Annotated in this window: 12 protein-coding genes; 10 read left to right on the top strand and 2 right to left on the bottom strand. The window is 37.7% G+C overall.

Annotated elements, in window-relative coordinates:
• Position 1 precedes the first annotated feature (1 nt).
• On the bottom strand, positions 2-3,007 hold the full coding sequence (locus ACZZZK_RS17375) for a SusC/RagA family TonB-linked outer membrane protein (RefSeq protein ID WP_463485209.1): 3,006 nt from the start codon (positions 3,005-3,007) through the stop codon (positions 2-4).
• Between the two features lie 197 nt (positions 3,008-3,204).
• Between ACZZZK_RS17375 and ACZZZK_RS17380 the strand changes: the two genes are divergently transcribed.
• From ACZZZK_RS17380 to ACZZZK_RS17410, 7 genes are all read left to right on the top strand, one after another.
• Entirely contained in the window at positions 3,205-3,390 is a 186-nt protein-coding gene (locus ACZZZK_RS17380) for a CsbD family protein (protein ID WP_056848604.1), read from the top strand.
• Positions 3,391-3,541: 151 nt separating this feature from the next.
• Complete coding sequence (locus tag ACZZZK_RS17385) at positions 3,542-7,672, top strand: hybrid sensor histidine kinase/response regulator transcription factor (protein WP_463485210.1); 4,131 nt, start codon at positions 3,542-3,544, stop codon at positions 7,670-7,672.
• A 115-nt stretch (positions 7,673-7,787) separates the two neighbouring features.
• A complete protein-coding gene (locus tag ACZZZK_RS17390; RefSeq protein ID WP_463485211.1) occupies positions 7,788-10,862 on the top strand; it encodes a SusC/RagA family TonB-linked outer membrane protein in 3,075 nt (1,024 codons plus the stop codon).
• 20 nt (positions 10,863-10,882) lie between these two features.
• Positions 10,883-12,367: a RagB/SusD family nutrient uptake outer membrane protein gene (locus tag ACZZZK_RS17395; RefSeq protein ID WP_463485212.1), complete on the top strand. Its 1,485-nt coding sequence runs from the start codon at positions 10,883-10,885 to the stop codon at positions 12,365-12,367.
• Positions 12,368-12,476: 109 nt separating this feature from the next.
• Positions 12,477-13,535, top strand: a complete 1,059-nt coding sequence (locus ACZZZK_RS17400) for a glycoside hydrolase family 130 protein (protein WP_463485213.1) — start codon at positions 12,477-12,479, stop codon at positions 13,533-13,535.
• Positions 13,525-14,811: an MFS transporter gene (locus ACZZZK_RS17405; RefSeq protein WP_265798959.1), complete on the top strand. Its 1,287-nt coding sequence runs from the start codon at positions 13,525-13,527 to the stop codon at positions 14,809-14,811. The genes ACZZZK_RS17400 and ACZZZK_RS17405 overlap by 11 nt, the downstream gene beginning before the upstream one ends.
• Positions 14,812-14,863: 52 nt before the next feature.
• Positions 14,864-16,579, top strand: a complete 1,716-nt coding sequence (locus ACZZZK_RS17410; RefSeq protein ID WP_463485214.1) for a hypothetical protein — start codon at positions 14,864-14,866, stop codon at positions 16,577-16,579.
• A 346-nt stretch (positions 16,580-16,925) separates the two neighbouring features.
• Here ACZZZK_RS17410 and ACZZZK_RS17415 read toward each other — a convergent pair whose 3' ends face one another.
• Positions 16,926-19,859 carry a M16 family metallopeptidase gene (locus ACZZZK_RS17415; protein WP_463485215.1) on the bottom strand — a complete coding sequence of 978 codons (2,934 nt, stop codon included), beginning with the start codon at positions 19,857-19,859 and terminating at the stop codon, positions 16,926-16,928.
• Between the two features lie 205 nt (positions 19,860-20,064).
• Here ACZZZK_RS17415 and surE point away from each other — a divergent pair, with 205 nt between their 5' ends.
• The 3 genes from surE to lpxB all read left to right on the top strand — a co-directional run bounded on the left by surE (position 20,065) and on the right by lpxB (position 22,412).
• Positions 20,065-20,910 carry a 5'/3'-nucleotidase SurE gene (gene surE, locus ACZZZK_RS17420; RefSeq protein WP_265798956.1) on the top strand — a complete coding sequence of 282 codons (846 nt, stop codon included), beginning with the start codon at positions 20,065-20,067 and terminating at the stop codon, positions 20,908-20,910.
• A gap of 19 nt (positions 20,911-20,929) precedes the next feature.
• Positions 20,930-21,202 (top strand): stationary phase survival protein SurE, encoded by a 273-nt coding sequence (locus tag ACZZZK_RS17425; protein ID WP_463485216.1) that lies wholly within the window; start codon positions 20,930-20,932, stop codon positions 21,200-21,202.
• A 100-nt stretch (positions 21,203-21,302) separates the two neighbouring features.
• A complete protein-coding gene (gene lpxB, locus ACZZZK_RS17430; RefSeq protein WP_463485217.1) occupies positions 21,303-22,412 on the top strand; it encodes a lipid-A-disaccharide synthase in 1,110 nt (369 codons plus the stop codon).
• Positions 22,413-22,561 lie beyond the last annotated feature (149 nt).

Raw genomic sequence — 22,561 nt, forward strand, 5'->3', positions numbered from 1 at the left:
ATTAAAGCCCAATGTTTACACCAAAAGTTATTGTTCTGGCTTGTGGAGGTGTATAAAAATCGTGTCCTATTTGGATATTATTGGTTTGTAGAGATGAACCCGCAGGCGTATTTACTTCGGGATCATATCCATTATATCCGGTGATTGTGAATAAATTCTGTGCCGAAGCGTAAATTCTAACATTCTGTAATTTGTATTTTGTTATAAATTCTTTTGGTAAATTATAACCGAAAATGACACTCTTAACCCTTAAATAAGAACCGTCTTGAATGTACCTCGAAGATGGTCTTGTACCATTTGCAGAATCAAATCTAGGTTGTGGTATAGATGTAATTCTATTTGAGGTTGTCCAATAATTTAGCTGATCAATTGTTTGGTTGTCAAAATAATCTCCATTGGCAGATTGAAAACCACCAGCCATATTATAAATATCATTGCCCTGAACAAATTGGGTTTGAATATCTAAATCAAAATTTTTGTATGAAAAACGATTTCCAAATCCCCCGTAATATTTTGCATTTGGATCGCCGATTTTTTGGTTTTGTGCTGTATTGTAGCTATTTGTGGTTGCAGTTCTACTTGCATCGATATAATAAATAGCATCACCATTATTTGGATCTACACCAGCGTAAGCTTTCCCATAAAAATATCCAAATGGTTCACCCTCTGCAATTCTGCCCAGAAATCTTCCGCCAGTAAAAATTGGCTGGCCATCTACCAAACGTAGAATTTTGTTTCTATTAAATGCAATATTAAATGAAGTAGTCCATTTAAATTCGCCTACAAAATTTCTGGTATTTAATGAGAATTCCAAACCTTTATTCTGCATATCGCCAATGTTCTGTGTAATTGAAGTAAAGCCATTGGTTGCTGCAATTGGAACATTAAGTAATAAATCTGTGGTTTTTTTCTTATACGCTTCAATAGTACCTGTAATTCTATCTGATAAGAAACCAAAATCTAAACCGATGTTAAAGTTTGATGTGTTCTCCCATGTTAAGTTAGGATCGCCAAGCTGATTTGGAAGAGTTCCTGCAGTACCTGCATAGTTAACGCCGCCATACAATGTTCTCGATGCGAAATTTCCGATTTCCGCATTACCAGTTAATCCATAACTTGCTCTAACTTTCAATAAACTCAGCCATGTGCTTGTTTTTAAAAAGTCTTCATTTGTTGCAATCCATCCCAATGATGCTGCCGGGAAAGTACCATACCTGTTGTTTGCCCCAAATCTTGATGAACCATCTGTTCTAACCGAAGCACTTACTAAATATTTGTCATCATATTTGTAATTTACTCTAGCCAGATATGAAACAAATGAGTATTCGGTTTCAAAAGAACTTCCTGCCGAAATTGTTGCTGCACTGGCAATTTTAACAAACCTATCAGACGGAAAGCCTGTTCCGGTTACTGTGCCATATCTAAATTTGGTATCTTGAAAAGTAAAACCACCTAATACGTTTAGGCTATGTTTTTCATTAAATACTTTGGTATAGTTTAATGTATTATTGGTATTAAAGTTAATCGATTTTGCATTGTAATCATTTCCATACCCACTTGTACTACCACCATCTTGCGTTTTTGAGCCAAGATATTGCTCTTCTTCCAAATTGTTGAAATCGAAACCATATTCGCTTCTAAAAACCAAATCAGGTGTAATTTTTAAACTGGCGTAAGCATTTGCAAATGTTCTGTATGTGGTAGATAGGTTACTGCCGTTTGCAATATCAATTAATGAGTTATAATAAACTGTATTATTATTTAGTTCACCAGATGCATCGTAAATAGGTTGTATTGGAGGCAGCGCATTTAATTGCAAAGGATTTGAAAATGCATTGTCTGTAGGGATACGATAATTATCTACTTTTGATATGTTTATTGCCCCACCAATATCAAGAAATTTTGAAACTGTATGGTCTAGGCTCATTCTACCGCCAGTACGAACATATCTGTTGCTCACAATGATACCATCATTATTACTGTAATTACCAGAAATTAAAAAACGAGTTTTGGCATCACCTCCATTAATATTCAAGTTATATTGTTGTACATGGCCTCTTCTAAAGGATGCATCTACCCAATTTGCATCTGCAGTGCCATCCCAATCATTTGTTCCTGTATAATCTGCCCACAATTCAGAAGAATTAGCATAACCATCGTAATCAACGTTCTTGAATGATTCTTCCATTAATTGTTTATACTGTGCAGCGTTTAAAAATTCGCCTTTTTTCGTCGGATCGCTAAAGCCTGCATAATATCCAAAGTCAATATTGGTTCTGCCTTGTTTACCTTTTTTGGTCGTAATTAAAACAACTCCATTTGAACCCCTTGCCCCATAAATAGCCGCAGAAGCCGCATCTTTTAGTACTTCCATTGATTCTATATCATCAGGACTAATAGCTGCAAGTGGATTGTCTGCCTCAGTGTAAGTTCCTAAGGCATCACTAACAATTGGGACACCGTCAATTACAAATAAGGGTTGGTTGCTAGCGGAAATAGATGATATTCCTCTAACCCTAATCTGAAGCGCTTGGCCTAACTTGCCACTGCTTGAATTTATAAATACACCTGGCGCTTTTCCTTGCAATGCACTTTCGATAGTAGCAAGGGGCCGATCTTTCAAATCTGCAGATGTAATTTTGGCGATCGAACCTGTTACATCTCGACGATTCTGCGTCCCGTAACCCACTACCACCACATCAGATAAGGTGGTATTTTCTTCGTCTAAACTGGCATTGACTGTGCTGCCTGTTATAGCTATTTCCTTGGTTTTAAATCCGATAAATGTGAAAACCAATGTTTTTGCGTTTGCTGGTACGCTTAGTTTGTATGAACCAGTTGCATCGGTTTGAGTACCATTTGAAGCGGCTCCTTTTACGTACACACTAACACCAGGCAAAGGCCCTGAACTGTTAGAGGTAACTTTCCCGGTTATGACTTTATCTTGTGCGAAAGCAAGCGAAATCAAACCGAAAGATAAAATCATACTTAATAGTAGTTTTTTCATCAAATTTTAGTTTTAGTTAATAATGGTTTATAGTTAGAGGAATGATAAATCAATGTAACAAAATTTTTATTTAAAACATTTAAGAATGATTGGTTTTAACATTTAATATCGTTTCAAAAGCGCATTTCGAAACAAAAATTGGAGATGGTTGTTGATAAAATAGATTAAAATTTGATTTACTTAAAAAAAAACTCAAAATGGATAAGTTAGAAATTAAAGGAAAGTGGAACGAAATAAAAGGAAAAGTTAAACAAGCTTATGCCGATTTAACTGATGATGATTTGAAGCACGATGAGGGGCAAGATGATGAGTTATTAGGGAGACTTCAGCAAAAAACAGGTAAAGGAAGAGACGAACTGGTAAAGTGGATTAATTCCTTATAATCATTTGTTATGATGATGAAAAACAGGCGGTCAAATTTGACCGCCTGTTTTCGTTTAAGCATATTTCTGTCCGGCTAATTCAATTTTTTTGAGTAGTTTTAATCATCCCAAGTTTATAGCCAACCAACAAGTTTTTAATTGCAAGCCTACTATGAGTAAAGCGTTTGTTGTCTTTTTGTTTTTGATGGGATTTATCTCGTTAGAGCATATTTATGCGGAAGATGTGAAGCCGAAAGTTTCTTTCTATTATCGCCAGCTCGATAATCGAAATGGATTATCAAACAGCTCAATTAATTCAATATTTCAAGATAAAGACCAGCTTTTATGGGTTGGCACCTGGGATGGTTTAAACCGGTATGACGGAGCTAATTTTACTGTATACAACCATAATATTGATAAAATAGAGAACAGCATAGGGAGCAATGTAATTTTATCCATTAAAGAAGATCAAAAAAATAATATCTGGATAAATACCATCGGTGGTATTTCTCGCTACAATAAAGTTTCAGGTAAGTTTAGCCGTTATTTTTATAAAAATACCTCACCACAGAAAATAAGAGAGAATGAATACGACCTTATTATAAGCAATGATGGGATGGTTTTTTGTTTTTCAGCAAATGGAGTTTTAAGCAGATACGATTTTGAAATAGACCAATTCATAGCCTTTCAACAATTCAAGAGCCATGAAGTCATTGTTAAAATGAATTTTGTGGGCAATCAACTTTGTTACCTTAATAAATCTGGAGAACTTAAGTTGGCCAAAGTTGGGCAGAAGACTTTACAGATTGAAAAAAGGTTCACCAATCCTAAGGGAATAAGCAATTTCTTTATCATCAATGGTAAAATTATTTTCACAACTACTACCGAAAGCCAATTTCTACTTGATCAAAACTTTGCTGAAGTGCCCATTGACTGGCCAAAAAAAAAGATCAAAGCAGTTTCGTTTTATAAATCTCATTATATAATTGCATGGGAAAACCAGGGCTTGAGTGTTTTTGATTCAGACTTCAAAGCATCAAGTTTTTTAAAAAATGAAGTTGCTGCTGTCGACAACCTTAAAATTACCGCTTTAAATGTAGGTACCGATCAGATATTATGGTTAGGTACAGACGGGAATGGTTTGGTTCAGATTTACCCAAAAGAAAATTTTTTCGGCTTATTAACCAAAGTAAACGGTACCAATATCAATAAACCCATAAGAGCTTTTGCAGAAGAGGGTGGAAATTTATGGGTTGGGACCAAAGGAAACGGTGTTTTAATTTTTAACAATTTTTGGTCGGAGGATAGGGCAACTAACAAGCCGAAAAAAATTGATGTGAACTCCGGGTTAGAAAACAACTCCGTTTTTGCAATTCAAAAAGGTGCAAACCAATTTATTTACATAGGTACTGATGGTAAAGGACTTTCTGTGTTTGATTTAAAGTTGAATAAACTATTCAATTGGAAAGATATTCGCAATACTAACAAGCTTCCTGAGTTTAAGTCGGTTTATGCTATTATTCAAGATCCTGATGGTTCTATTTGGATGGGAACCAGTGGTTATGGTTTGGTTCACCTCAAGCTCGTTCGAAATCCGGATCAATCGATTTCCATTCAGCATTTTAAGCAATACTCGTCTTCATCAGTGGAAAAAAATGGACCCGTAAATGATATTATTTATGCCTTGGCTCAAGGAAAGGACAATCGCTTATGGATTGCTTGTAGGTATGGGGGATTAAGCGTATTGAACAAAAAAACCGGAAAGTTTAAAACCTATAAGGCTTTTGGCTATGAAGGGAGCTTGTCGCACAGTGATGTTTTATCACTATTTTATGATCGTAAAAACCGGCTATGGATTGGTACCAGTTATGGCCTTAATTATTTATCGTACGACGAATCTTTAAAAGATAAACCGAAATTTATAAAAATAACAACCGATAAAGGATTACCAAATAACACGATCCATGCCATTCAGGAAGATGTGATGGGAAATATTTGGCTAAGTACCAATAAAGGTTTGGCCAAAATAAATCCAGCCAACAACAGCATAGCCAACTATCAGGAAAGCGATGGTTTACAAAGCAATGAGTTTAGCGATGGAGCAGCTTTTAAAACAGCAAATAATAACCTGCTCTTTGGGGGGATTTATGGATTTAATTATTTCTTGCCAAAAAATATTGTCGAAAACACCAAACAGCCCAACTTGTTGATTTCTGATTTGCAGCTTGGTGGAAAGGAATTTCAAAATAATCAGTACCTTATTGTTAAGGGTACACAGAAAAGCGCTCCAACATTCGAGTTGGAGCGTAAAAGCAATTTCTTCCAATTCTCTTTTAATGCGCTCAACTATTTTAGTGCATCCAAAAATGAGTTTGCCTATAAACTTCAAGGCCTTGATCAAAACTGGCGTTATACCGGTACCGATGGAAAAATCGCCTACTACAATATCCCTCCGGGTAAATATGAACTGTTGGTGCGTTGGAGTAATGGCGAAGGAATCTGGACCAAGGACGTTGTTGCGCTTAGGCTAGATGTAAGACAATATTTCTGGCTAACCTATCCAGCTTATGCATTTTATCTGTTCCTGTTAATTATTGGTGGATATGCCTTTCATGTATACCGAAAAAACAGGTTGGAAATGAAATTTAAGCTGGAGCGGGAGTATCTGTTCAGGCAAAAAGATGAAGAAGTGCATTTACAACGAATTAATTTCTTTACCAATATAGCCCACGAAATTCAAACCCCTTTAACGCTCATTCTAGGCTCTGTAGAGCATTTCATGCAAAAGCGTAATACGCTAGATAAATCAATTGATAAGAATTATTTTCTCTCGATTGTGCATCAACACACCGCCCGCTTAACTTATTTGGTGCAGCAATTATTAGAATTTAGAAAAGCTGAAGCCGGCTATTTAACACGTAGCGACGATTATTTCGATATTAGCAAGTTACTGAATAGCTTAACTCAACTTTTTGTGCCTGCTGCAGAAAAAAACCAACAAAAATTTGCCCGCGATATTCAACAAGGAATTGCTGGATTTATAGATAAAGATAAGTTTGAAAAAGTGCTTTTTAATTTGCTTTCGAACGCATTTAAACATTCAGGTAAGGAGCAGGAAATTGTTTTTAAAGCAAATTTTGATTCCGAAACCCAGGATTTGGAAATCGTTGTAGGCAATTCTGGCTGCCAACTTAAAGAGGCAGATTTAAAGCATATTTTTAAAGAATTCTACATCGGTGGTGGCAATCAGTTTGAAAAACAAAGCACAGGCATTGGCTTAGCCTTTACAAAAGAACTGATCTCGATTATGGACGGGAACATTCATGTCTATTTAGAAGACGATTGGATATATTTCAATTTCAAACTTAAACTTCAACAGACTATAGAAGGTAAAGAAAATGAGGTTGTAGCCTCGGCTCCATCTTATTTATTTGAATCGATACTGAAGCCCTACAACGAAGAAACTGCCGAAGAAATTAATAAAATTGCTCTAATTGATGATTTAAAAGGCTATGCCCCATCGAGTATTTTAGTTGTTGAAGATGATGCTTCCTTGCGATTCTTGATTAGAAACATCTTGAAAGATTTATACATTGTTTACGAAGCCGAGAACGGTAGGTCGGCCTTGGAATTTCTAAAAAACAATACGCCGGATATCATCATTAGCGACGTAATGATGCCGGACATGGATGGGCTAGAACTCTGCAAGCACGTTAAAACAGCACCTTCAACCTGTCACATCCCTTTTATTATGTTATCGGCCAAAGGTACGGAAGAAAGCAAAATTGAAGGTTATGAAACTGGGGCGGATGCCTATATTTCAAAGCCTTTCCATGTAAACTATTTACAAATGCGGGTGCGGAAACTTTTAGACTACCGAAACCGCATGAATCATTTAATTAAAGACCGAAATATAAACAACCAATTTGTGGATGTTGATTTGGAGCAGGGTGATAAAGAATTTCTAAATGCGTTGGTAAAAGCGGTGGAGGACAATTTAGCAGAACCAGATCTAGATGCCTCGAAGCTGGAAGATATTTTATGCATCAGCAAAATGCAATTGTATCGAAAATTAAAAACTTTGGCTGGGATGACACCCTCTGAATTCATCAAAAGAATTCGGTTGAAACATGCTGCGGTTTTACTCCAAAATTCGAAACTGAATGTGTCCGAAATTTTCTACTTAACAGGCTTCAACAATAAATCTTACTTTTTTAGGGAGTTTAAAAAGATCTATCATTTGGCCCCAAACGAATACCGTCAGAAACAGCACGAGGGAACAAGCCCAACAGAAATTTTTTAAGCAAAATGCCTTCAAAACGCTCTTTTGCAATAATAGTGAACTAAAATGTTATTATAGTACACTATTGTTGCACAGCTTCCAGGCTATATTTGCTCTCAATCAAATATAAATCTTTATGAAAAAAAACAGACGTATCTATGCATCGTTGGTTTTCTTGTTCTTAGCCGTTACGGGTTTTACAAGTTATGCGCAAACTAAAATAACAGGTAAGGTTACAGATGAAACTAATCAGCCTTTGCCTGGTGTTGTGGTGATGCAAACCAACACACAAAACAAAACTTCTACCGATGGAAATGGAGTATATGTTTTAACCCTTCAGCCGGGTTCAACTCAAACAGTAACTTTTACTTATATAGGCTACAACGCCACCACTTTATCGCCGACAGGCGGAAGTTTGAACATCTCTTTAAAACCGTCATCACAGTCATTAAACGATGTAGTGGTAGTTGGCTATACGTCTCAAAAGAAAGCGTCAATTACAGGTTCAGTTGCAACGGTTGATATGAACGATTTGCAGAAAACGAGAATTGTTGATGTTGCTCAGGCACTTCAAGGTCAGGTTGCAGGTGTATTTGTAGCTGCAAATACAGGTGCTCCAGGTGATGGTATAAAACTTAGAATTAGGGGCGAGGGTACTTTGGGTAACAACGATGTACTTTATGTAATTGATGGGGTACCTACCCGCGACATTTCTTTTCTAAACCAGAGCGATGTAAAATCGATGACGGTTTTAAAAGATGCTGCTGCAGGTGCTATTTATGGATCTCGTGCGGCTAATGGTGTGGTTGTAATTACAACTATTAGTGGCAGTAAAGGAAAGGCAAACATCAACGTGGAGTATTTTGCAGGCTTTCATCAGGCAACTAATTTGCCAAAAATGCTTAATGCCGATCAATACTTAACAATAAAAGACAGAGCATGGCACAATACTTTAGGCAATGCAGCAAATGCAGTAAGTCCATATCAGGCTGCCAGAAGTAGGAATGATTTATCCGATACAGATTGGTTAGGGGAATTATTCGAAACTGGAAAATCGAAAAATCTTCAGGCTTCTGTAAATGGGGGCTCCGATCAGGTTCAGTATTTAATTTCAACAGGCTATTACAAGCAAGATGGTATTGTGGTTCAGGATCATGATGGTTACGAACGTTTTAATTTCAGATCAAATGTAAATGCCAATATCACAGATCGTTTTAAAGTGGGCACAAACCTGCAATTAAGCTTTGCTAAGCAGGATAAATTGTCTTCAAGTGGTGATGTACCAGGGGTTATTCGCCATGCATTATTGCGTCCGCCAGTTTTGGGGGTATATAAACGTGTAACCGATCCTACTTATTCGGCAGCAAATCCCTACACCGATTTACCCTTTTATACGGGCAACAATAATGGTTGGGATAAAAATTTCGAATTCAGTTCAAATCCTATCGCTATCGTGAATTTTACCAACGATAAACGTAAAACCTTCCAAACTTTTGGAAACCTCTATGCCGAATATGCATTCTTAAGCGATAAATCTTTAACATTCAGGTCAAGTGTAGGTGTAGATATCAGTTTTACCCACAATAAAAACTTCGCTCAAAATTATGGAGATGATAACGACAACAATCCTGATGAGCTTTACCCTGGTAAGGGCAGAAACAATAAGCCTAATAATTTAGATGAAAACAGAGGTGAAGTAATGAACTTTACTTTTACAAACACCTTAAATTATGTAAAAACCTTTGCGCAAAAGCATAATGTGAATTTCTTGCTAGGTGCTGAAAATATTTCCAGCAAGTCGTCTGCAATTGGTGGCAGCAGACAGAATTTTGATAAAAGCACATCGGGTTTTCAGTACTTGGATTATGGAAGCTTGACTAATATTTACAATTCAGGTTCGGCAAGTGAGTTTAATTTGGTATCGTTTTTCGGTAGCGGAACTTACAATTTCGACAATAAATATTTTGCTACGGCCACTTTAAGGGCTGATGGTTCATCCCGTTTCGGTCCAACAAACAAGTGGGGCTATTTTCCATCGGCATCTGCCGGATGGATTATCTCCAACGAGGAGTTTATGAAAGATGCGCAATGGATTTCTGAATTAAAACTGAGAGGAAGCTGGGGCCAGGCTGGTAACCAGGAAATTCCAAATAACACTTATCAAACTTTGGTTTCAGAATCTGGAGGCATCGTGAATGTAGTACGTTACGGTAATCCGGATGTGAAATGGGAAACCACAACACAAACCAACTTCGGTATCGATTTCGGAGTGCTTAAAAACAGACTATCATTTACTGCAGATTATTTTGTAAAGAAAACGGATGATATCTTATTAACGGTTGGTTTGCCAGCGGTGTCTGTTGGTGTTATCGATCGTACCTACGTAAACGCAGGCGAAGTGACCAATAAAGGTTTTGAGTTTGGTTTAAATTTTAGAAACCAGGAACATGCTTTTAAATACAACGTGAATGCAAACATTGCTACTTTAACAAACCGAGTTAATAAACTGCAAGAGTTTGTAAAAAACATCAACGATGATAGAACACATACCAGAACAGAAACTGGACAGCCAATTAATTCATATTTTGGTTTAGTATTCGATGGTATTTATCAAACACCAGCAGAAGTAAGCAGCTATTTATATTCGAATGCGAATGGTGCTTTGCCAGGCGATATCAAATTCAAAGATTTGAATGGCGATGGTCAGATCAATGCTGATGATAGAACATTTATCGGAAATCCGGTTCCAAAATTGACTTACGGATTTGCTTTCTCCTCATCATTTAAAAAGTTCGATTTCTCATTCTTATTACAAGGTGTACAAGGGGTAGATCGCTATAACGATTTAAAACAGATTATCAACTTCGACAGCCGTCCGTTTAATTCGATGACATCGGTTTTGGATAGCTGGAACGGACCTAGTACGAGTAATACTTTACCTCGAGTAACCTTCAATAACAATGGTGGTGGTAACGTTTCCAGCGTATTTGTAGAAGATGCGTCGTACTTAAGACTGAAAAACATCGAAGTAGGTTATACTTTCGATGTGAAGAAGATTGGCGTTAGAAATGTGCGTTTGTATGCATCAGGGCAGAATTTATTAACAGTAACAGATTATACAGGTTTAGATCCAGAGTCGACCTCATTAATTGATCAAGGCACTTACCCACAATCGAAAGCATTTATTGTTGGTTTAAAAATTAGTTTATAAACCTTTTTTGCACAAGTATTATGAAAAGAATATTATTTATAAGCGCAGTGTTTAGTGTATTAACATTTGCGGGTTGCAAAAAGCAACTTACTACCGAAGCGATAGGTTTAACTACCTTAGAACAGGTAAATACCACCCCAACACTTGGAACAGTAGAAAACTCCGTTAACTCTGCCTATCAGTTATTATCTAACCGCTTAAATATTTTAGCGCAATGGGATTGGGCAGGAGGCTTAGTTTTTCAAAACGATTTGGTGATGCAGGATATTGCCTCAGATGATATGGAGAAGAAGTGGAATCCAGATGGTGATCAGCCTTGGATGGATGATGTAAACAATTTCACATTTACATCTACCAATGGCGGACCTAATGGTTTATGGAAATATGATTATGAAGGGATAAAAAGATTAAATATCGCCATCGAATTATTAACTAAAACCGATATTGAGGCGATTACAGGAATAACCACAGCTCGTAAAAACCAGCTCCTTGGAGAAGCTTATTTCTTAAGATCGTATTATTATTTCTCATTGGTTACCAATTTTGGCGATGTGCCATTGATCTTAAAACCAGTAAGTACATACCAGGAAGCATTTGAAGTTGCTGTTAGGGCAGAGAAAAACTTAGTTTGGGATAGAATTAAAGCTGATTTAAATTTAGCAAAAGGTTTATTGCCAAATGCAAAATACAGCTCGGCAACTGAGAGATGGAGAGCAAATAAAGGGTCGGCTATTGCACTGTTGGCAAAATCAGCGTTATATACCGAAAAATGGGCTGATGTAGTAACGAGTGTAAATGAACTTCAAGGATTAGGTTTTTATAGCTTAAACGCAAATTATTTCGATAGCTTTAATCAAACGAAAGAGTTCGCCGAAAATGAAAATATCTTTGTTTACGATCATCAGTCAAATCAAAATCCACTAAAAGGCAATGGTATTTGTGCGCCATTGGGTTGGGGTTTCTTCGCTCCGAGTACCGATTTTCTAAATGCTTTTGAGGCCAACGATCCAAGAAAACTTTATACGGTTGATGTGCCAAATCAAAACGTAAATAAGTTATTGGGTAGTACAAATGGATCGAACAAAGGAAACGATGATGCTGCCAACAACAAAATTTACATCAGATATGCTGATGTATTGCTATGGAAAGCTGAGGCTCAAAACGAATTGGGTCAATATGCTGATGCAGTAACCATTATTAATCAAATTAGGGCAAGAGCAAGAACAAGTGTAAGTGCTTTAGGTGTAATGCCACCAGCAGGTACATTGCCAGATCGTGCTGCCTCAAGCGACAAAGCAACTATCAAAAACTGGATAGTCTCTGAACGCAGAGTCGAATTGGGTTTCGAATCGCAAAGAATGTTGGATCTTAAACGCTGGAAATTAGCGAAAACGGTAATGACTGGTAAAGGCAAAAATTTCCAGGATAAGCATTATCTATATCCGCTACCACAGGCTGAGGTAGATGCTTCTGCAGGGACACTAAAACAAAACCCAGGTTACTAACCGTTAATTAATTGTTGTTTGTTATTGATTTGGCAGGCAACAATTAATTTTTTCAAACGCTATTCAAGTCGGTTTTTTATCGGCTAATGGATAACTATTCACTAATATTATGACAGATAGTGCTAAAAGATTTCTGCAGAACCCTATTTTATCTCCAAAGGATTTAGTTCCAAGTATACCAGGATTAGAGATTGCTTGTTTGCTTAATCCCGGAGTTTTTACGTTCCAAAATAAAACCTGGTTACTCATTCGCGTAGCGGAAAGGCCCGAGCAAAAAAATGGAATTATATCATTTCCGGTTTTAAAAGGCAATGGTATTGAGATTATTGCAATAAAAGAAAATGATCCCGATTTGGTAGCTGATGATCCTCGGGTAATCAATTATAGAGGAGCAGATTATTTAACCACCCTTTCGCATTTGCGTTTGGTTTGTAGCGATGATGGCATTAATTTTTATCAGCCAGAAGGCTACCCTTTGTTACAAGGTGAAGGCCCTGATGAAGCTTTTGGTATCGAGGATTGTCGCGTAGCGTTAATTGATGGTACTTACTATTTAACTTTTACCGCCGTTTCCGAGCATGGCGTGGGTGTGGGGATGCGAACCACAAAAGACTGGAAAACCTTTGAAAAACATGGGATGATTATTCCTCCCCATAATAAGGATTGTGCCGTTTTCGAAGAAAAAATCAATGGGAAATTTTATACCCTTCATCGCCCTAGCAGTGTAGATTTGGGGGGTAACTACATCTGGTTGGCCGAATCTCCTGATGGAATCCATTGGGGAAACCATAAATGTATCATCAAAACCCGCAAAAATAATTGGGATAGCAAACGGGTTGGTGCAGGTGCGGCTCCAATTAAAACTGATAAAGGTTGGTTGGAAATTTACCACGGCGCAAATGCCGAACATCAATATTGTTTAGGCGCTTTTTTGATGGATTTGAACGATCCTTCGAAAGTACTGGCACAAACGGATGAACCGATAATGCGTCCGACGGCCGAGTATGAAATGTGTGGCTTTTTCGGTCAGGTGGTTTTTACAAACGGCCATACCATCAATGGTGATGAACTCACTATTTATTACGGTGCTGCCGATGAATTTGTGTGCGGTGCCAAGTTTTCTATTCAAGATATTTTATCGCAATTAAAATATAGCCATGCTAACTAAACTAAAATCAGAAATTGCGCACTTCAAAAATCAGTCGTACAATTTCAGGGTACTTACTTTAACCAACTTGATTTACAGTATTGTACTTCCTGTAATCGATATTTTTGTGGCGGCTTATGTAATGCGAAGTTCCAACGATCCAGTTAAAGTTGTAATTTATCAATTGACAATTTATACCGGTATTCCAATTACGTTTTTCTTGAATGGCTATTTGCTGAGTAAATTCTCTATTAAAACATTGTATTCCCTGGGTATGATGTTAAGTGGAGTTTCGATGATGGTGATGATGTCGTTAACCACTTTGGATAATACCGGAATTGGTATTGCAGGATTGATTATGGGCATGTCGTTCGGTTTTTATTGGGCCAACCGAGATTTCCTTGCATTAGCCATTACCAATGATGAAAACCGAAACTATTATTATGGTTTAGAAACCTTTTTCTACACCATTATCGCGGTGGTGATTCCCGTACTTATTGGGTGGTTTATCGAATTTAATGCTGTAACTGGTGGCGCACATTTGGCTTACAAAATTGTAACGGGAATGGTTTTCGTGATTACGATTCTGGCTTCCATCATGTGTTTCAGAGGCAACTTTCAAAATCCTACAGAAAAGAAATTTGTTTATTTTAAATTCGATCCGTATTGGTATAAATTACTGCGTTTGGCTACTTTAAAAGGGTTGGTTCAAGGCTTTTTGGTAACCGCACCTGCCATGTTAATTATGCTTTTAGTTGGTAAAGAAGGTGCGTTAGGTACGGCGCAATCTATCGGTGCCATTATTGCTGCGATAGCGATGTACATTATAGGTAGAAATACTTCGGCTAAACACCGTCTTTATATATTTGGGACAGGCTTGGTGCTCTTTGCAATTGCTGCGGTAATTAACGGGGTTTTGTACAGCAGCCTGGGGGTAATCCTTTTTATGTTGTTCTTGTTACTGGCCAAACCGTTGCTGGATTTAGCGTATTTCCCCATTCAGTTTAGTGTAATCGATATCTTGACCAAGAAAGAGAAAAGAAGCGAATTTGCTTATATCTTAAATCATGAAGCAGGTCTTTATATTGGCCGATTAACAGGAGCGGGTACATTTTTGATCTTAGCTTATTGTTTTTCTGTTGAAATTGCTCTGCGTTATGCCATTATTATTGTAGCAATTTTACAGTTAGCCTCTTATTGGGTAGCAAAAGGAATTATTAAGCAGGGCAAAATAGAAAATATAGAAGAAGCACCCATTTTAAGTAATGAAGAACCTGGTGTGGTTGCTCCCATATAAAATAAATTGATCAATCTTAGTCGGTATTTTCACCGACCGAAATACAGAAAATATGAGATTTAATTTCAAAATTCTTTTCGCATTGTCGCTTGCCTTGAGTTATGGCGTAGCGCAAGCACAAGTAAAACAGCTTAAGTTGAGTAGGGTAGAAGAGATGGCAAATCTGCCTCAGCCATTAAAAATTATTGATTGGAAATTGATGGCCCAAAACTTCGATAAAACCGTTTACGATCTCAATGCCAAAGGCGAATATTGGCCAATGATTTGGATGGATAGCACCCGCAAAAATTTCGATCAGCCAGTGATGGGGATTTATACCGCTGTTGGTGACGTTCGTCAGGGGAAGAACAACAAAGGCATGTTTCACGAGGCTTTGGCCAACATGGGTGCGGTGATGGGTGCCAGCTTAATCGGGATTGATAAGAGTAAACAGAACGGAGTAAACTACGCCGCCATGCTGAAAAACTACTTTAACCGCGATACCAAGTGGAATATTATGATGAATAATACTGCTCCGGAAGTGGCACTTTTAGGTGGCGGTTATGGTAGAGACTGGTGGTATGACGTTTACCCGAATGTGTTGTTTTATGCTGTTTACGAGCAATATCCTAATGAAAAAGATTTCGACTGGATTGCCAAAAGTATTGCTGAGAAGTTTTACAAGGCAGATTCTATTCTGAAAGGCGATTACAACTACTCGTATTTTGATTATGCAGCAATGAAGCCCATGAAAAACCAGATTTGTGCACAACAAGATGCCGCTGCTGGCCATGCCTGGGTATTGTATTCGGCTTATAAAAAGTTTGGCGATAAAAGATACTTGAAAGGTGCCATTAGTGCGATGACAGCGCTGGAAAGCAATAAGATTAATCCAACTTACGAACTGCTGATGCCTTTCGGAGCCTATTTGGCGGCAAGGATGAACGTTGAGCAAGGAACAAATTTTGATGTTCAAAAATTATTAGGCTGGACGTTTGATGGAACCGCGGTTTGCCGCGAAGGTTGGGGCGTTTTGACTGGGAAATGGAATGGCTACGATATTTCTGGTGTGGTAGGAAGCACGGTAGATCATGGTGGTTATGGCTTTTTGATGAATACATTCGATGCGGCCTGGCCATTGGTGCCAACTGTTCGCTATGATCCGGCATATGCCAACGCCATTGGAAAATGGATGTTGAATGCGGTAAATGCTTCGCGATTTTTTTATCCGCAATATATTCCTGCCGATAGGCAAACTATTCCTGAGAAAGTAGCAGTTACGAAAGGTGTAATTGCTTATGAGGGTTTTGCCAAAACTTCTACTTTCGATACGCTTTACATGGATAAAAAAGGTCCGGTGGCACAAGGCGATGGACCGAAGTGGGTGCCAGGCAAAAATCCTGATGTTTCTCAATTTAGTGTTTATGGAAGCGGCCACGTAGGTATATTTGGTGCAATTGTAGAAAAAACAAATGTAGAAGCCATTTTAAAATTAGATGTTCTAGCTACTGATTTCTATAAAAACAAAGCTTACCCAACCTATTTGATTTACAACCCTTATGCCCAAAATAAAGCTCTTGTTTACAAAGTAAAGGGAACAAAAAAAGTAGATCTATATGATGCCATTTCGCAAAAATTTATTGCCAAAAACGTAACCTCCAAGAGTAGTATTTCTATTGCTGGCAATCAATCCGTTTTAATTGTAGAAACACCTGCAGGAAGTAAGTTAGCAAGTGCGAACAAAAAGCTAATGGCAAATGGCGTGGTGATTGATTATATGAAGAAATAAGGTTTTCAATAACGCTCATTCCTGGTGAAGCACTGCCTTTCGGTGGTGCTTTTTTTGCACACAACAATGTTATTAAACCCAATAGAAGCGGCAGCTCCCGATTTTTTCAAGCGGGACTACAGCGGATAGTGGGACTGCTTTATCCATAGTCTACTGCACAGTCATTTTCAAATTGAGCCGCATATCACTTTGAATCTATTGTGGTTCTTGATAGATAGACTGTTCGCTTTTTTTATAAAAATGGCCAATAAAAAAGCGTTCCGGCTTTTATACCAGAACGCTTTCAATTATTTAAGGACCTTGGGCTTTTACCTTAAACCCTCCGCCTTTTTACCCTCAACCTTTCTTAGTATCCAAATATCTGCTCTAAACTTAATTTAGTAACAGCGCCATATTTGGCTAAATCGGCCATGTTAATTTTTTTCTCTGAGGCTACCACACAATAGTTGTAAGGCTTGCCTGAGATATTTCCATTGTGAAATGATTTTACATCTGCGAAGCTTAAGGGTTTCAACGCAGCATATTCATCAATACGAGAATCATGATCGAAACCTAATTTTTTATCAGCTAAATAGGAATAGATAATGCCATCTTTGGTTATCCTTGCAGTTTCAATTCCATTTAAAGAGTTGTTTTTCGAAAGATCGAAAGATTTGTCCGACTCCGGCAATACCGTTAAAAGTTCGTTCATTCCAGCTACGGCTTCATTCATTTTATCGGCTTGCGTACCCACATAAGCCACCATGCTATTCTCTTTGTCTTTGCTATTTGGTGAAGAATAAACCGCGAAAGTAGAATAAGCCAAGGCTTTAGATTCGCGAATGGTTTGGAACACGATAGAGCCCATGCCACCACCAAAATAATTGTTAAACAGGCCAATTTTAGCTGCGTTGGTAGGATCGTATAAGCCCGCATTGCGTACCCAGCGAATTTCTGCCTGTACCATATCGTAATCTGCAAAGTAAACTTTGTTAGAATCTGTCGTGGTATAAACAAATTTTTTCATTGGTGCTGCTGGAGTAAAATCCTTACCCAAAGCATGAACCTTCGCTATGTCTGCCGAGAAGGCATCTAAAGCCTTCGGACCGAAATAAGTAATCGTGTGTTTGTAGTTGGTTAGGTTGTGCAACAAATAAATCAAATCAGACGATTTCAGGTTTTTGATTTCATCATTGCTTAATCCATAGTTAAAAGGATTGTCCGCACCATATTGGGCGTAGCTCATCAAGCCACCTAAAATTGATGATTTATTTAATTTCGCATTTTCTCTTGATTTTAATAAACGGCCTTTTAAATCTTCGAGTGCTTTTTCGTTCGGCTTACAATTCGCTAAAACATCTTCTAAAAGGGCTACAGCTTTATCAAAGTTTTCTTGCAAACCGCTTAAAGAAACAGTTGTCACTTCTGTACCAACATTAATATTGTAGTTACAGGCCAAGTTATAAAAAGCCTTGCTAATATCTTCTGCCGAATATTTATCGGTACTTAAAAAAGCAAAATATTGAGCCGCGTAAGGCAATAACTTGTAATTATAAGAACCCATTTCAAAACGATAGCCCATTCGGAAAATACCGTTTTCTGTGTTCTGCACAGAGATTACATCAGCTATGCCAGCTTTACCAAAATTTAAGTCCTTTTTGTAATCTAAAAATTTAGGTGCAATGGGTTTAATTGGAGAACTGATAATTGTTTTTGTGAAAGGAGAAACCTCGTTTGCATTAGTTTTTACAGCAGTAATCGTCGGTTTTTCTACTTTCATGATGCTTTTGTCTTCTCCTTTATGTTTGAGAAGAACCGCATAGTTGTTGATGAAAAACTGGTTGGCAAAATCAACAATTTCCTTTTTGGTAACCTTTGCCATTGCATCGGTAGAGGCCAGCGTTTTGTCCCATTCTGTACCGCGGTTTTGGATAAACGAATTCATTGTGGCATCAGCTCGAACATCGTTGTTATCGTAACCTTGCAATTCAGCTAATTTAATGTTGGCAACAGTAGCCTTAATTAAGCTTTCATCAAATTCACCTTTTTTAAGTAGATCTACTTGTTCTAATAACAGTTTCTGAGCCTCTTCTAAAGTTTGTCCGGCTTTTGGCGAACCTGATAAAATGAAAACGCCATAATCTTTCATTGAATTATAACCCGCGTTAGCCCTCAACATTTTCTGTTGTTTATTGATGTTGATATCCATTAAACCAGCTTTTCCGTTTGATAGGATACTGCCGATTAAATCCAATAGCAAACTTTGACGGGTATTTTGGGCATAACCGCGGTAAGCAATGTAAAGGTTTTCTGCACTCGGACCATAAATATCAACCTTTTGTATCTGAGTAAGTGGTTTCTCTGGTGCTGGATTATACAGTGCCAATGGCTTCGAAACCATATAAGAGAAATTCTTATCGATTTTTTTGATCAAATCATCATAATTAATATCTCCAGACATGATTAAGGCCATATTATTTGGCACATAATATTTGTTGTAATATTTTCTGATTTCTACCAGCGATGGGTTTTTTAAATGCTCAATAGTACCAATTGTGGTTTGTTGGCCGTAGTTATGTGTTGGAAATAGGGCATAAAGCATTTTCTCATACATTTTACGCCCATCGTTGTCCATACCAATGTTTTTCTCTTCGTAAACGGCTTCCAATTCGGTGTGGAAAATACGGAAAACTGGGGCACGGAAACGCTCTGCCTGAAGAGATAAAAACCGATCAATATTATTCGATGGAAGATCTTCTTCGTACACTGTTTCCTCGACTGAGGTGTGCGCATTGGTAGAGTTACTGCCAATGGCTTTCATCATTTTATCATATTCATTTGCAATAGAATATTCAGATGCTTCGCCAGAAACCTTATCAATTTCTTTGTAAATCTCCTTGCGTTTAGCCGGATCAGTTGTTTTGTTATAAGTTTCGTAAAGTGCCTCCACTTTGTCTAGCAGAGGTTTTTCTTTCGCATAGTTTAGGGTTCCAAATTTATCGGTCCCTTTAAATAGAAGGTGCTCCAAGTAGTGGGCTAAGCCGGTATTTGTTCTCGGGTCTGTATTGCTACCAGCCCTTACAGCCATTTTATAAGTAATGTTTGGTTCTTTATTATTCTGCGATAAAATTACAGTAAGTCCGTTTTTTAGCGTGTAGAAGCGAGATTTTGTAGGATCGTTGGTTACGTATTTATAGCTGTAACCGCCTGAGGTTCCTGTTTTCCATTGGTAAGCAGTTTGGGCCTTAGCCGCCGAACTTGCAACAAGAAAACAAGCTAATGTAAATAGTTTGATTTTCATTCGTTTGGTTTATGATAGTGATTGAAGTACTGAACTTTTAAATCCAATCCTCACATTAATAAGTTGTTTAATCAAATATATATGCTTTCCGGCATCGAATGAAATGCTTTAAAAAATATATTCTTTTAGATAGTTAATAAATGATTTTCGCAGATAAAATAGCGCTTTATTGTGCCTTGATTTTATAATCTGTATTTTTACCAGCATGACAAAGCACAAAGCAAAGCCAACTATTTTAGTAGTAAATGACGATGGTATTACCGCTACCGGAATTAAAAATTTGATGGAGGTAATGCAGGAAATTGGACATGTGGTTGTGGTTGCGCCGGATAGTCCACAAAGCGGAATGGGGCATGCAATTACTATCGGTAAACCCATTCGTTTTGATAAAGTAAATCTTTATGATGGTGTGGAGATGTACAAATGTAGCGGCACTCCAGTAGATTGTGTAAAGCTTGGAGTAAATAAAATTTTCAAGGGCAAGAAGCCCGATCTTTGCGTTTCGGGTATTAATCACGGTTTAAATAACTCCATTAATGTTTTATACTCAGGTACCATGTCTGCCGCGGTTGAAGGTGCCATCGAAAAAATCCCTTCTATTGGGTTTTCAATGGATGATTTTGCTGCCGATGCGGATTTTAGTCATACCAAAAAGTACATTAAAGATATTTGTCTCCAGGTGCTTGAAAATGGTTTGCCAGAAGGCGTTTTGTTAAACGTAAATTTTCCGAAGGGTGATCAACTCAAAGGCGTAAAAGTTTGTAGGCAAGCTAATGCTAAGTGGATGGAGGAATTTGATGAGCGTGTTGATCCATACAAACGACCATATTATTGGTTAACAGGTGTTTTTGAAAATTTTGATAAGGGTGAAGATACAGATGTTTGGGCATTGGAACATGGCTATGTTTCAGTTGTGCCAGTACAGTTCGATTTAACGGCGCATCATGCCATTCAAACTTTAAATGGATGGAATTTTATTGATGGTGATATTTCGAAATCCGATCAAGGAAAAACCACTATTTCTGCTCCTGATGGAATCAATTTAGGCTAATCTTAATCTCTACATAAGTATGAGCGATAAGTTAAGGAAACTCACTGATTCTGTCTGGATTGGTCTGGCGATAGGTTTAATATTACCAGCCATTTTATGTGGACTGGCTTGGTATATCATTCATCACGTGGCATCGCTGGCTAAGGCCGATTTGCTTTACATCGGTGGCATTGCTGTTAATGCTTACGCGATGCAACATTTTTTTAAATACAATAAGCTTAATATTGGCAGAGGAATTTTAGCTGCAACATTTTTGTGTGCATTTATTTTCTTCGCCTACAAGGTTTTTTAATAAATATAACCGTTTATTGCGAGGCACGAAGCAATCTCATGAAGTACATCCGCCTTAAGATTGCTTCGTGCCTCACAATGATGATAAGTGATATACCAAAATGAAATACTACCTCGTAGCCGGCGAAGCATCAGGCGATTTACATGGTGCAAACTTAATGAAGGCATTAAAGCTCGAAGACAGTGAGGCTGTGTTTCGTTATTTTGGCGGCGATAAAATGCAGGCCGAAGGGGGCGAGTTAGTAAAGCACTATGCTGATATGGCCTTTATGGGTTTTACGGAAGTAGTGTTGAATTTAAGAACAATTTTTAAAAACCTTAAAAAGTGCAAAGCTGATATTTTAGGCTGGCAACCCGATGTATTGATCCTAATTGATTTTCCAGGCTTCAATTTAAAAATAGCTGAATTTGCCAAAGAAAATAACATCCGGGTTTGTTATTATATCTCTCCAAAAATTTGGGCCTGGAATCAGAAGCGGGTGCTTAAAATCAAAAAGGTTGTTGACCATATGTTTTGCATCTTACCTTTCGAGGTAGATTTTTATAAAGAATGGGGTATGAAAGTGGATTATGTTGGAAATCCACTTTTGGATGAGCAAGCTGCCTTTTCTCCTGATCCAGATTTTATCTCCCAAAACAATTTAGCTGAACAGAAAATCATTGCGTTATTGCCTGGGAGCAGAAAACAAGAAATTGAGCGTTTATTACCGGTAATGCTCAGCATTACAGATCAATTTCCCGCCTATCAATTCGCCATTGCTGCCGCACCAACTTTCGATGAACGTTATTATCAGCAGTTTATAGGCTCCAAAAAAGTTAAACTTTTATTTAATAACACCTATAACTTATTGCATCATGCCCATGCTGCAATTGTGGCCTCGGGCACAGCTACCTTAGAAACTGCTTTGTTTAAAGTTCCGCAGGTGGTGGTTTATCGTGGAGGGGCAATTTCTATTGCTATCGCCAGGATGTTAGTGAAAATTAAATTCATTTCCCTGGTAAATTTAATCGTGAATAAAAAGATTGTAACCGAGCTTATTCAGGAAGATTGTAACACTAAAAAAGTGGGCGAAGAGCTTCAAATTATTGTGGAAGGCGATGGCCGAGAAATAATGCTTCACAACTACCAGGAGTTACTCCGTTTGATGGGAAAACCGGGCGCATCTGCCAAAACCGCGAAGCTGATTTATCAATATTCATCGAAAAAATAGTTTCTCAAAAAAAACTTTTTCATTTTTTTTAAAACAAATGTCTCTTTTAAGCGTTACTAAATCGTTTTGCGTAATTCTAATCGTACCTAATTAATCATCCCTCGCCCTCGTTAATTAAGAGAAAGTTAGACGCATAGCGTAACTAATTA

The sequence above is a fragment of the Pedobacter sp. AC163 genome (assembly GCF_979258665.1).